This is a genomic window from Paenibacillus provencensis (genome assembly GCF_042678545.1).
Classification (GTDB): Bacteria; Bacillota; Bacilli; order Paenibacillales; family Paenibacillaceae; genus Paenibacillus; species Paenibacillus provencensis.
In genome coordinates this window covers 431,404-445,203 of the sequence record NZ_JBHTKX010000002.1, presented here as the reverse complement: position 1 = coordinate 445,203, position 13,800 = coordinate 431,404, and the positions used below count along the sequence as shown (strand labels likewise).

Sequence of the window (13,800 nt, the reverse complement as noted above, 5' to 3'; positions counted from 1 at the left end):
CTCCTTTCAGCATTAAATATCAAGAGCAACTTACCTAGATATGAATACAGACCTCTTCTTTTCATCGGTCAATTGGAAAATATAGTTTAGCTGTGAAGGCTTCAACGTCCGAATTCAGCTAAACACCATTTCTCCATACCAAAAAACCCCCGATGGTAATCCATCGAAGGCTTAAATTAGGCAGCTCTCTTATTCCGAGCTTGTTACGAGCTTGTTTTATTCCGTTCTTTCCGTCTGCAATTGTTAATATAGACCTGCCTGGCTCTTCAATACATCTGCTTTGTCAATGCGTTCCCAAGGCAGATCAATATCAGTACGGCCAAAGTGGCCATATGCCGCCGTTTGCTTGTAAATCGGACGACGCAGATCCAGCATACGAATAATGCCAGCCGGACGAAGGTCGAAGTTATTCCGTACGAGTTCAACCAGCTTCTCTTCACTGATCTTGCCTGTGCCATATGTATCGACGTTGATCGATACCGGATTCGCTACGCCAATCGCGTATGCAAGCTGAATCTCCACCTTGTCAGCAAGTCCCGCTGCAACCAGATTCTTCGCTACATAGCGTGCTGCATAAGCTGCAGAACGGTCTACTTTGGTAGGATCCTTACCGGAGAAAGCACCGCCGCCATGACGAGCATAGCCGCCATACGTATCCACGATAATCTTACGTCCTGTAAGTCCTGCATCCCCTTGAGGTCCACCAATAACAAAGCGTCCTGTCGGGTTAATGAAGTATTTCGTTTCATTGTCCAGCAGCTCTTCAGGAACGACAGGAGACAGCACATATTCTCGAATGTCAGCCTGAATCTGCTCAAGCGTAATATCTTCGGCATGCTGTGTAGATACTACGATGGTGTCCACACGTACCGGCTTGTTGCCGTCATATTCAATCGTGACTTGGGTCTTGCCATCCGGACGAAGGTAGCCAAGTGTGCCATCCTTACGAACTTCAGCCAGACGACGAGCGATACGGTGAGACAGAGCAATTGGGAGTGGCATAAGCTCTGGTGTCTCATTTGTTGCAAAACCAAACATCAGACCTTGGTCACCTGCGCCGATATTTTCCGTTTCCTTCTCCATTAGAGCCGGGTCACGGTTCTCTAGTGCCGCATTTACGCCCTGAGCAATATCCTTGGACTGCTCGTTCAGGGAAGTGAGTACAGCAGAAGTCTGGTAGTCAAAACCATATTTCGCACGTGTATATCCGATCTCTTTAATGGTGTTACGCGCAATTGCCGAAATGTCGATATAGTCAGCTGTAGAAGTAATCTCACCGATAACCAGCACAAGTCCGGTCGCGACAGATACTTCACAAGCTACACGGGCATTTGGATCGGCTTCAAGAAATGCATCCAGAACTGCGTCTGATATCTGATCACAGATTTTATCTGGATGCCCTTCAGTTACGGACTCTGATGTGAATAAGTGACGCCCTTTAACAGACATTGTAGTAATCAACCTCCCACATATATGGATATTATGGTCTTTCCCCCATACGTTTATCCTTAAAAACAAAAAAACGAACCTTTTCCACCATGGAAAAGGTTGCAATACATCCTCATACGACATGTTAACGTATTTGTCAATCCGTGTCAATCAGATAAAGTATAAATATTCCACTCGGATATTACGGTTTTATTGCCTGTTTACAGACAGAATGCAGTTATGCTTCCTACAGATTAGGTATCTGGAAAGAACTAGACTCCGCAGATCGGACAAGGCGTTTCGTAATTTCACCGCCAATAGATCCGTTTTCTCTTGAGGTCAGGTAACCCCATCCAGTAAACGAAGATCGGCCATTTGTAGAACCCAGCTCATCACCGAATTCTGTGTCGCCCCCCCCTGCATGTGAACCTCCTGTGTATATACCAAACTCCGCTGCGATTTCATATTTCATTTGCTCCAGCATTTGACGGCATTCCGGGACCAGCTTGCTTTTGTTTCTTGCCATGTGATCTATGCACCTCCTGCGTATTGGTCTTGCAGTCATATTGTTTGCACCTCAGGAGCTTTGTAGACTGGCGAATCATTGTTACTTATGGAAAAATGACACACAATAAGAAACAACCATCGACGCACACCGAAACTCAAGAAAAAAGACGTTCCGCCTCATATATAATATGAAGCAAAACGTCGCATACTTAGAATTAACGAGCTATAGAAATATAACCTTGTTTTATAATATCCTAATTACCAAATGCTAAGGAACTAAGAAGAGATTATAATTACCGCGAACCATAACCGTTAGATTGTACTTATTGCTCTGCTGTACCTCTATGCCTCTACCCTCACGAGGGAAAGAGAGGAGATGGTTGTTCGTAATCGCTGTTCCATTGGTCAAGTCCTGTCCTGCAGTCAGATCTGCTACACCGTTCGCATCTGCAGAATAGATAACGGCCTTGCCACTACGAACGATAAACTCCGTGCCAGCTCCCGCAACAAGGCGTTGTCCAGGCTTCACCACAACGATCTTCAGTTCTTCCCCTGTACTTGGGGTGGATGGTTCAGATGGTCCTGAACTTCCTCCACCGTTCAGTGCATTTTGTATCGCTTGATCTACATAGCTCTTCGTAACGACAGGATCATCTGCTGTTCCCGGCTGAGAATTAACCGATGCACCGTCTGCCGTAATATTCATGACCGATCCGATCCATACGCCACCGCCGATCGCGACGGCAGCCATACCTAATTTCAACATGCGCTTCATGATGTGTTCCTCCTCTAATCTATCAAATCCCATAATTAATATGATAGAGTGATTTTGCTATATAGACAAGAAGAACTTGGTAACTGCAGTCTATTCTTCCGGAATTACAGCAGGAAGCCGATTTGGGTTATAGTACATGGACTGGCCTGCGATTTTTAACTTCTCCCCTTGGAACTCGTCATAGACTGATATTTGATAGGTTCCGGCTCTGCGGTCCTCGAAAATCCGATCATCTATCGACCAGGATAGAAGCTGGTTCGCTCCGAGCTTTATGTCCGTGCCTGGAACGAGCTCCTTGGCAAAGACTCTGCCCGTAGAGTCGGTGATCTCAACAATGAACTTATGCTCATTCTCAGGAAGACTATACTCGTTGTTTTGGCTAAGCGTATAGTACCATTCTATAGATACATTGGATCCGCCAGACAGGTATGCATCAAAGGTGTGTGTCTGCACTTGATAAGGAAATAATTCAAAATTCTGAATTGTGGCTAATGCCGTAACCTGCTGAGGACTGATCTCAAGGGATGCCGCATTAACGTAGCCAGTAGACACTTCTTTGACCGGTGTCAGCTTATCCTCCGTAACTCCTTCACCCACGATAAGGCGCATATCGGAAACGGTTACTCGTTTAGGAATCTTTGTCCACATGGTTACGATGCTCTTGTCTTCAGGTCCGGCGGGATAATCAATCTGTTTGACATTTGCTTTGAAATAGAGGCCGCTGGAAGACATATAGTATCCACTGAGCTGAGACAGATCCGCCTGACGATTCTCCATATTGGTCATCTCAAGCTCTGTATACACAAGATCAGTCGTTGTCCCTGGATAGACGACGGATTTTCTTGTTTTAATCTCTGCTTTTTTCCCTAGCGTTGTTAAGGTATATGCTTCATCCTTCTCAATCTCCGGCACCTGTGGGATGGCCCCAATATTCGTCAGCTTAATCCACTCTGTAGACTCTTCCCCTACCTTCTCTTCAAGGGCTACCTGCAGCTGAGCAATATCTAGTGATGTAGGTATCTTCGTTACAAGATACATATCAACCGCTTGCCCTGGTCCAAGCAAAGAAGCAGCCTGACTCTTAATCAGCTTAGTACTGTTTGCATCCTTAGCTGCATCAATGGTATATACACCTTGCAGATCTGGAAGACGAAGGGTCTTCACCGAAGTGTTCTTAATCGTCAGCTTGGCAGAGAGCAGATCCCCGTCTGTCCAAGGCAAACGTTGAATGGAAGACCATGTCACACCATAGGTACCGCTATCATTCTTCACAGTAATCTCTTGTCCAAGTGTATTCTGCAATGAGGATGGCTGAGGAAGTATATATACCCCTGCCGGATAACTGTAAGCTGGTGCTTTGCTCTCCGGATCCTCTGATTTAGGAGTATTCATGATCAGCTTAAGTGCACCTTGAGCAACTTCATAGGACACCGAAATATCCAGCTTGATCGACTTCTCTTCACCCGGCTGTAATGATAGATTCTCCAGCGCTTTAGTTGTAATCGGATATGAGTTTCCATTTCCGCTCTTTAATAAGAATTGATATTTGGGTACCGTAATGGTTTCTTTACTAATGTTCTTGAATTTGAAGGTTAAGGATAAATCATTGCTGCTATAACTTTGACTGACGGTCGCAGCTTCCAGTGTCGTTTCAAGCTTTAGATTCTCCACTGCTATTTCTCTTGGTTTAAAAGGTGCTGTCGCTACGGTCTGTGTTGTACTCGCCGTAGGCAGCTGTAAGGTAGCGAGTGGCAGTACGGTCTTGGCTTCACCTTCCTCTTCCACTACAATGAGCTCCGCTCCTGCCAGCTTGACCGACTTCGGAATACTGGAGAGCAGCTTCAATGTCTTGTTCTCTTGTGGCTGAATACTAAAGGTGGCATCTGCCGAATCCAACAGCAGCGGATAGTTACTGCCTCCAGCTGTTCTCAGAATCCATTTTGCTGTAGGGTTCTCCAGCAGTTTGTAGCCCGTATTATGGAGGTTCACACTTACCTCTGCATAGTTGTAATCCGAGCCGGAATGAAGCTCAAATTTTGATACTTTAATCTTGATCGGAATATCGTTGAGACGAATGGTCTTGGATTGTTTGACAGGTGTAGACAACGTATAAGATGCAGGCACATTAAAATGCCCTAAATGGCTCTCATAGTTCGGTTTGCTAAAATCCCATTTGACGATCTGAAACAGGAGATCGCTGACTTTTACGTTCTTTCCAACCTTAACGATATAGGTAACGGCAAGGGACGAGCCAGCAGCTACACTCTTCTTATCCTGATCGCGTGCGATGAGGTTCGGAGAATATAACGTACCGCCTTTGGCCTTCACTTTGGTCCAATAATCAATAAGCATTAACGTCTTGCTGTCATCATTCTGATAGGTCAGGGTGTAGGTAAGGGTCTTGCCATCCTCTTGCGTGAGTACATTGAGGTCCGTAAGTTTAACAGTGCTCTTAGAGGTTAATTTAACGGGTTTGAGGTTATTAAGTGTATGTATGGGTTTGTCACTTTTTGCCGATGATGAATTGGAGCTTTTACTTGTTGAGGAATTCTTTGATGTTGAGTCTGATTTAGAGTTACTAACCGAGGCTCCGATTTGATTAAGATCGGAATTGGAATTGATCAAGCCTGCTCCAAGCAATTGTACTCTTGGCTCCTGCCCGCTATACAGTAAGTGCGATGGAGTTAAAGTTGACGTTAAAGGATGAATAGGCAGAGCTTGTACTACTTGATCTTGTAGAGTAAGTGAAGTATTCTGCGTTCTTGTTAAATCGTTTGATTTATCGGACACAGCGCCTACGGAAGTGCCTTGCCCGATAATAAGAACGGCAGCAGTGATCCAAAGTAAGGCTTTTTGAGTATGTTTATGATCCACGTCTGTACCCCCAATTGTTTCCTTTTTTTGAAGTTACTATATAGACGCGAGTTTAGTTAGAAAAGTTTCTTAAAAATAAAAAAAGAGAGCCAAATGGCTCTCTTTTAATGTACAACTTTTAATTATTGAACTGCTTGGGTAGTACGAGCAGAGAAGTAACTGCTAGTAGTGGAAGCTGTGTTACCTGCGGTATCTTTCAGGTATTGGCTACCTTTAACGCGTACTTTAATGATGTCGCCAGCTTCAACTGTTCCAGCAGAAGTTCTGATTACTACTTCATTGTCTTCGCCAAGTTCAAGTGCAAATTGGCCAACTGTCAATGCTGTGTCGTCAACTACTACATCAAGATCAATCTCGCCTGCTTCAAGAGTATCTGCGTCAATATCTTCAGAGAAGTATACAGACAATGCTACACTTCCGTCAGCTGCTACTTCAACAGATCTGTCAACAGAAGTGATTTCAGGTTTGATTGCATCGCTAACATCAACATCTACAGTATCTCCAGAAGCCGGTACGAATTTAGCACCTGTAGGAGTAACAAGGTTTTTGTTGGCAAGTACTTCTACATTAACAACAGCACCGTTAACTGTAGCATCTGTATCAAGCTTGCTTCCACTTGCCAGTGTCAGAATAACTTCATCACCATCGATAGAAGTTCCAGTTACAGACAATTTTTGGTTGCCAGCTGTTACTACAAAGTCACTAGCAGAAGCACTTTGCAGATTTTGGTTGAAATCAACTTTGATTGTGTTAGTTGCAGTTGCTTTTGCACTAGACAGTTGAAGTGCTTGTGCTTGTTCAACCTCAACATCATCAGTCAATCCAGACAATGTTACGCCGCCAGCGCTCTTAACATTTGCAACGCGAATTTCTTTAACTTCATTCGCAACAGTTACACTTGTAGGGAAAGTGAAGATTACCGATTTAGCATCAGAAGACAATGCAACTCCAGTGGAGCTAGGGATAGCTTTCCATTGGGAACCAGTGTAGTACATGTAATTAGCTGTGTTGCTCACAGAAGAAGGATCCATAGCTTTATCAAATGTAACAATTACACGGTTGTTAGAAGCGTAAGTTGCACTTGATACAGTTGGTGCAGATACGTTACCAACAGTAATGTCTGCAGTGTAAGGCAGAATTACATTGTTCAAAGTAGTTGTATCAGCAACATTGGAAATTGTCAGAGTATATTTATCACCTTCGGACAATCCTTCGTAAAGAGTAATTGTTGCTGTTTTTCCGTTGTCGCTAAGTACGATATCTTTGAATTCAGAAACAACATCGCCATCAGCATCTTTAATTACATAGTTATCTTCATCTGTTGCTGTAGCAGTTGTTACAGCTTTAGTGTATTTAACTACGATTTCAGTAGTTGATTTGTCAGACAGTTTAGCACTTATAACTTCTGGACGAGTTTGATCTACAACTGGGTTCACTGCTACAGAAGTGTTAGCCGCGATAGTGTTTCCAGAGTAGTCTTGTACTCCAGTTACAAACAGGTTTGTAGCGTAGATCAATTTGTTGTCACCGCTGAAACTGAACTTGTAAGTTGTGTCAGAGATTTGCTCAAAGCCATCTGCTGTTCTTTCAGTGTTACCTTGTTTCCAGAATACGTTTCCTGCGGATACAGTAGCTGGATCAACTGGCTCGCTGAATTGTACTGTAACCGATTCGAAAGTTGCATTTACGATATTAGCTACAGTAGGAGCAGCTGTATCCTCAACAACAGTGAATTTGTGATCAGTTGTAGTGTTCACCAATCCAGAGTAGTCTGCGACTCCACTAACGTTGATTGTATGCTCAGCGTTGGAAAGAGCTGTGTACAGTTTCAAGATCACAGTGTTACCAGATACATTTGTTGTTCCGATTACTGCAGCACCATCAATTTTGAAGTTGTTGGAGTTAACAGTTGAAACAACTGGCTCACTGAAAGTCAATTTAACCGCTTTGTTACCAAGTGCTTCAGCAGATTGAACTACTGGAAGAGCAGCATCAACAGGAGTGAAAGCAATATCGGATGCTGTAATTACTTTACCAGCTGCACGAACATTGGTTACGTCAAGTGTGTATTCTTTTTGGTTGTCGAAACCTTTATTTACAGAAGATTCTACAGTAAGTGTTACTACTTTCTTATCAGCAGACAGGGATGCACTCTTAACAGTTACATCAACACCTGTGTCAGAATCAATTGTGTAGTTAGTTTCGTCAGTTGCAGTAGCTTCTTCTACTTCACCATCGAAAGCAACTTTCACTTCACGAAGGTTATCAGCAGATACTTTGTCAACTTTTGTTGCTGAAGTTACTACATAAGTAACTTTCTCAGTGAATTCTTTTTCTTGGTAAGTAAATTTAACTTCAGTTTCTTTGTTAGCTTCAAGAGCTGTATCCAAAGTTACTTTAACAGTTTCGCCGTCAGTCATTTTGAACTCAACAGCTTTACCGTCTTCGATAACTGTGTAGGATTCAACGGACAGGCTCAGTTCTTGATCAACTGCGTAAGCAGCGCCTACAAGAAGTTCGCGAGTTGCGTTGGATTGGAAGTTAGCGTTAGCGTCAACCAGACCTGCGTTGATTGCTGCTTGAACATAACCTTTAGCCCATGTTGTTGCAGAGTTGTTAGTTTCAGTTGGTACTTCAAGATCAAGCGCACGTACAAGTACAGTTGCCATTTCTTGAATTGTTACTGGGTTAGAAACTCCGAAGATTTTCTTAGTAGAGTTAACGCCTTCCATGATACCTGCAGCGTAAACTGCTTCTACATAAGGAGCTGCCCAGTGGTTCTCACCGTAGTTTTTGTCTTTGAAGGAGTAAACGCCTTCTACTTCTTTAAGACCCAAAGTCTTAGTGATGACTTTAGCGAACTCAGCGCGAGTCATTTGTCTGTCAAGGTGTGCTTGACCGTCTGGGAATCCAGAGAAGATACCTTTATCTTTCAAGTAGTTGTATTGCGCGTTTACATCAGTAAGACCAGTTTGACCGAATGCTACAGAAGCAAACATGGAGAATGCCATTGCTGTAGACAAAGCCACGGATAAAATTTTCTTCATAACCTTTTTTTCTCCTCCTCGAGAAATCATCACATGATTATTTTCTTTATGATTACTAGTACTAGTAAATGGGTTGCCCGTGTTACTCATTAGCCGATACACCCCCTTTCCAGAGTTGAGCAAGTAAATCCATATAAAATGATGTCTGTGATAGATCACAGAAACTAGTAAATATAAGCCAGGGTAAGAAAAAATAGAGTAGTTTCCTAATCCTACCTATCGTATTATACAATGTGGTTTAGAAGACGTAAAGAAAATTTTTCTAATAAATAGACAAAATTCTCCACAAATCTCTTTCCTAAATCCTCCATCGTTTTGGCTCTACATCTTAAACGCATTAGTTTCAAAAAAGTTGCGAAGTTTCGAAAAAAAATTTCCACTAATTAAAAAATGATGGGATTCATCCTTCAATATACAATATCGGTACCAATTAATTGATAATGAATAGCGCGGTAACTCTAAGTTATATGTAACCACAAACAATATTGGAATATCCTTCAATTCAAGTGATAATTCAAAAAAATTTGAAAATCCCTTCAGAAGAAATAACAACGTAACCACTTGAACTATAAAAATATAAAAAAGGTGCCGAATTTCGGCACCTTCATCTAATTATCCAGTGGGTTTACTTAATCTTCATTGCCAGCTCGATGATGCGAGCACGCAGTTTTGGATCGGTATTCAAATTCTCGTACATATCCTCGATCGGTTTCTTGTTATCACGGTATGTCTTCTCGTGCTTGATCGTGACATGGGACCATTCAATAAGTTCATTCTCTGCTGCCATCAAATTATTATATGCATCGTGGAATCCAGTCTTCATAACAAGACCTTCCATAACTTCCTGCGAGATCTCCTGAGTCTTGCGTGCCTTCTCAATCTCTACTTCCAGAATCGCCGCTTGTTTCTCAAACTGTGTCTTTGCCTTCATGTAGCCAAGCTGAGCTTTCGAATAGATTGCTTTCATCAGATACCTTCACCCTTTAGCAAAATGTGTATTTTAACGCTATTGTATCTTATAATCTATTAAATTACAAAATCTAGTGAATGATTCTTCCTATAGACAGAAAAGAACTGCGCCTCAGAGGAGCAGTTCTTTCTCTGTTAGAAGATTTTAACTTAAATTATTTGGAAAAAGTTTGTTGCTCTTTTTGAATAGCTCCACAGCGATTTTAGCTGCTTCTGCACGCGTCAGGAAGCCCTGCGGATTAAAGCTGTACTGCGGCTTGCTCTGGCCAGCAACCGTAATTGCATTCCCTGTCATAATTTTTGCTTTGTTTACTGCAAGGACGGCAGGCTTCGCATAATAGTTAATGCTACCGGAATCTACGTACAGCTTCGCCAGATTGTCCGTAAGCTTGCTGTCATTAGCAGCTAGTTTGAGTTTCATTGCACGGGCGATCATAACAGCCGCTTGCTCACGAGTCAGAGGTTGGCTCGGTGCAAACACCCCTTCTGTTAATCCTGTTACAATTCCTGCTCTTGCTGCTGTTTCAATATGCTCATAATCCCATGTTTCGCTTCGTGCCCCAGGCACCAGATCCACGAATGTTTGATTATTGTCGTAGTTCAGAGGCAGATTCATACCCTTAACGAGCAATGTTGCGAATTCACCGCGTGATGTGCGATCGTCAGTACCAAACTGATCAAATCGGATATTCTCCATCAAGCCTTTCGAATACATTGCGTTCAGGACGTTACGAGCCCAGTTATGATTCGTAATATCTGTATAACTTCGGCTCAGCTTCATAACCACATAATATCCGAACTCATCAAAAGGAACAGTAATGGTATGGTTCTTCGCATCGACAATACCACCAACATTTACCCATTCGCGATCAGAAGTATATTTAAATACCGTGATTGTGGATCCCACTTCGTCAACTACACTGCTGTTATAAGTGAGTGTCAGTTCCCCTCGCTGTGATGGAGTAACCTCACGTTCAGCTGCAATTGTCGGATCACCATACAAGCCTTCAATTGAATATGGCGCAAGTCCATTCGTAGGCGGCAAGTAATCAGCAGAACCTAGTGTTCCACGTTCCCCTAGACCTCCACTGATCCAGTAAACATTAGAAATCGTCGTAAAGTTCTGTTTATCTCCAGAAGAAGCTCCGAAACGCAAGAAGTACTCATCCGGGATATCCCATACTGGTAATCCTGTTTCGTCATTAGAAAGACCGTTATTAGGGAAACCAATAATGTTGCCATAATCATTTCTACGTTCAACTACGCCGTCTTTTGGATCAGCGAGACCGAATAACAGCTGTGTTGTAGGATAGTATTTGTTAATTCCTCTTGTATCTGTAGATTGCATGATGGTTCCCTTAGGAAACTCAAGCTCTAGGCTCTTGTTAAATACACTGTATTTATTAGCTACTTTAGGAGCCATGTATTGGGAATCAACGGCAACGGCACCTGTATAATACACGGATATGGTGTCTTCAAGTGTTGTACTTCCACGTACGATCTCAATATCAATATCATTCGCTTTGTCTTGCTTGAGCCCTACATAATCATACAAGAAACGGTCATCACCCAGATCCGTTCTCTTTACAGCAGGTTCGCCATCAATCAATACTTCAGTTGCACCTTCGGCCTCAATATCAAAACGAACAAAGTTCTTATTTACAACATAGGCTCCATCAACTGTTGGCTGTGGTGCTAACAATCGATAAGGCTTAACCTCACGGACCAACTGGAGCTGCTGACTTGTCTTCGCACCTGTACTATTAATCAATTCGAGGTTATAAACATAGGTTCCAGGCGTTTCAGCAGGCAAATTTTGTACACGAATGACAAATTCAGCAGAACTGCCGAAGTATTCATATGCATAAGTCTTATTATTGTAAGTAAACTCACTAGTCTGTTTAATTACTGTGTCTGTAACATCCAAGGAGAACAAATTTTGTGATCCGAGATTCAAGTTCACCTTGGATGCTCCATTACCACGAATAACGATATCATGCTCTTGGAGACTCGTTGTATAGGTACCACCATTGTAAATGAAATCAGGAGTCAGGTTAAAAATCTTGGCCCATTGTTCATTATCTGTATATTCCAGCGGGAAAGTAACTCTGTTGTTGCCTACAGCCGGCTGGAATTTATCAATGTTGGAAACATTCTCATCCAGAATATAGACTCGGATTTCTTTTCTTACAACCCGGTACTGGTTGTTATCATCTGCTACCGTCCCGGTAAATACAATCCTGTTCTCACCATAATATAAAGGCCCCGAGTCTGCATTGACTTGAAGATTCAAATTAAACTTTCCATTCGTCAGCCATGAAGTTCCAAGACCAGCTGGAGTTGTTCCGTTTACAAACACTTCTCCTTTGAAAGCCGTGCTGTTCAGATCAAACCCGATGTACTCCCCTGAAACCTGCAGGTTCGTTGTCTGATTCGAATCAATCGTCACCGTCTGTCCGTCGGTCAGGTTGGAGACGTAAATATAGGTCTTGGAGACAAATGAAATGACAGCGTCCTTGTACTGTGTGGAGCCGGAATATTGGAAACGAACGGTTTGATTCCCGTTCTGGAAGCCAGAAATTCTATAGATATACTCTGTTGTTGATCCTTCCACTGGCCCCACATAACTGATTGTCATGTTGCTGCCTACAGGTAAGTATTTTGCTGCTAAGGCATTAGGGTCTGTGACAGGAGAATTCGTCTTCACGGAAATATAGAAATCACTGGAATCTACATTTGCTCCGTTGAGATTCTCTTTGGAATACGTTGCTTTATTATCCGTACCTACCGTATAGCCTTTCAAATGATACAGCTGACTAATTACGACTTCTCCTAGAGCGAAATTGAAATTAGCAGCCTTGTTCACCATCGTCGAACCGTAGGTGATATTTAACGAGTGCCTTTGGCTTTTTGCTGTCGTTCCACTTGCATCGTCAAGAAAAGGAAAATTCGGAACTGCAAAAGTAATCAGTCGGTACGCGGAGGTTGCTCCCTCGACACCTTGAATGACAACATCGCTATTGCCTGCAGTGACCAGCTTGCCTGAGCTGTCTAGTGACAGGGAAGAGAAATACACCGGAGTTACATCAATACCATTAAGCTTAATTGACTTACTCACAGCATCGCCTTCATCGGGAACTAGAGCTTGTACATACAAAGTCGCTGTATCTTCCGCTCCTGTCCATGTCGGTGTTCCTGTTAATAGATTATTTGCATTAAGACTTGAGTCTGCCAAGTACATAGAAACAATCGGATTGCTAGTATCAAAATAATACAACGAGTGATTCACCGTAATCCGATCTGAACCATTCTCAATAACGAGCACGATATTGTTAAGTCCAGGATTTAGCGATAGTTGCGGAGAGTAGAACGTTCCATCTGACAATAATGTGGTTGCTAGTGCTGATCCGCCATTCAGTGCTATCGTTGCTCTCGTCGCATTTTGAATTTTACCTTGAAGGGTAATATCCTTTCTCGGGATGACCACCTGAGTTCCCTCATTCAAGGTTACTGGTTGAGACAATCCTAGAACGCTAAGACTCTCTACATATGGAACCTGGTCAAACAATACATAGAAGCTCTCTGACCGAGTCATATTGCCTTGCGTTCCAGAGAAAGTAATTTCATTCATTCCTGGATACAGCGTAAGTGTAGATGTGAAACGGTTATCCGGACTATCCAAATCAAGCTGGATGGTACCTGGAGTTACTTTGGAAGTATCACGAGTCCACTTTGAAGTGAGTGGATCCCATGTCAATTGCTGAATGCTGGCACTGAGTGTAGAGCCTGTAACTTTGGTATAGGTACCCGTTACGGTCAGCATTTTCTCTGTTACTTTATATGCATTGTCTCTACTCAGTAATTTATCCGTTCCTTCGAGCTTCAACTGTACCGTATTCTTCAGAGTCTCGATATCCGGAGCAAAATAACTCGTAGATACATTATCTGCTGCCTCTGCCTTATTAACCAAACCAGGGGGGAACAGTGAAACAATAAGTGTTACTAACAGCAGCCATACCATCGGCCGTTTGATGCGCTGCATATAATCTCTCCTTTAAATATAGTTACCTCTTATATCGGAAGGCCTGCGTTAAATATGAAGAAGTTTCCACAAAAAAAGCCTTATTCCCTAAATAGGAACAAGGCTGGTTAATAATAGTTCAAAGGTTTAAATTATAGATTATATAATAGCAGTTCATT

General features: G+C 42.6%; 7 protein-coding genes. All 7 read right to left on the bottom strand.

Annotated features, from left to right (window positions below):
• Window positions 1–243 precede the first annotated feature (243 nt).
• The 7 genes from metK to ACFQ3J_RS18175 all read right to left on the bottom strand — a co-directional run bounded on the left by metK (window position 244) and on the right by ACFQ3J_RS18175 (window position 13,642).
• The gene (gene metK / locus ACFQ3J_RS18205) at window positions 244–1,449 is read right to left on the bottom strand and encodes a methionine adenosyltransferase (RefSeq protein WP_091160775.1); all 1,206 of its coding nucleotides are present in this window, start codon (window positions 1,447–1,449) and stop codon (window positions 244–246) included.
• A gap of 226 nt (window positions 1,450–1,675) precedes the next feature.
• Entirely contained in the window at window positions 1,676–1,954 is a 279-nt protein-coding gene (locus ACFQ3J_RS18200; RefSeq protein ID WP_251582880.1) for an alpha/beta-type small acid-soluble spore protein, read from the bottom strand.
• Between the two features lie 249 nt (window positions 1,955–2,203).
• Entirely contained in the window at window positions 2,204–2,710 is a 507-nt protein-coding gene (locus ACFQ3J_RS18195; RefSeq protein WP_251582881.1) for a hypothetical protein, read from the bottom strand.
• Window positions 2,711–2,800: 90 nt separating this feature from the next.
• Window positions 2,801–5,584 (bottom strand): DUF4352 domain-containing protein, encoded by a 2,784-nt coding sequence (locus ACFQ3J_RS18190; RefSeq protein ID WP_251582882.1) that lies wholly within the window; start codon window positions 5,582–5,584, stop codon window positions 2,801–2,803.
• A gap of 122 nt (window positions 5,585–5,706) precedes the next feature.
• Complete coding sequence (locus ACFQ3J_RS18185; RefSeq protein WP_251582883.1) at window positions 5,707–8,721, bottom strand: Ig-like domain-containing protein; 3,015 nt, start codon at window positions 8,719–8,721, stop codon at window positions 5,707–5,709.
• A 535-nt stretch (window positions 8,722–9,256) separates the two neighbouring features.
• A complete protein-coding gene (locus ACFQ3J_RS18180; protein ID WP_047912375.1) occupies window positions 9,257–9,598 on the bottom strand; it encodes a hypothetical protein in 342 nt (113 codons plus the stop codon).
• A gap of 147 nt (window positions 9,599–9,745) precedes the next feature.
• Window positions 9,746–13,642, bottom strand: coding sequence for an S-layer homology domain-containing protein (locus ACFQ3J_RS18175; RefSeq protein WP_251582884.1), 3,897 nt, complete (start codon window positions 13,640–13,642; stop codon window positions 9,746–9,748).
• Window positions 13,643–13,800: the final 158 nt, after the last annotated feature.

Coding starts and splice junctions, on each gene's coding strand:
- metK (WP_091160775.1), bottom strand. CDS start 1,449: ATGTCTGTTAAAGGGCGTCACTTATTCACATCAGAGTCCGTAACTGAA.
- ACFQ3J_RS18200 (WP_251582880.1), bottom strand. CDS start 1,954: ATGGCAAGAAACAAAAGCAAGCTGGTCCCGGAATGCCGTCAAATGCTG.
- ACFQ3J_RS18195 (WP_251582881.1), bottom strand. CDS start 2,710: ATGAAGCGCATGTTGAAATTAGGTATGGCTGCCGTCGCGATCGGCGGT.
- ACFQ3J_RS18185 (WP_251582883.1), bottom strand. CDS start 8,721: ATGAGTAACACGGGCAACCCATTTACTAGTACTAGTAATCATAAAGAA.
- ACFQ3J_RS18180 (WP_047912375.1), bottom strand. CDS start 9,598: ATGAAAGCAATCTATTCGAAAGCTCAGCTTGGCTACATGAAGGCAAAG.
- ACFQ3J_RS18175 (WP_251582884.1), bottom strand. CDS start 13,642: ATGCAGCGCATCAAACGGCCGATGGTATGGCTGCTGTTAGTAACACTT.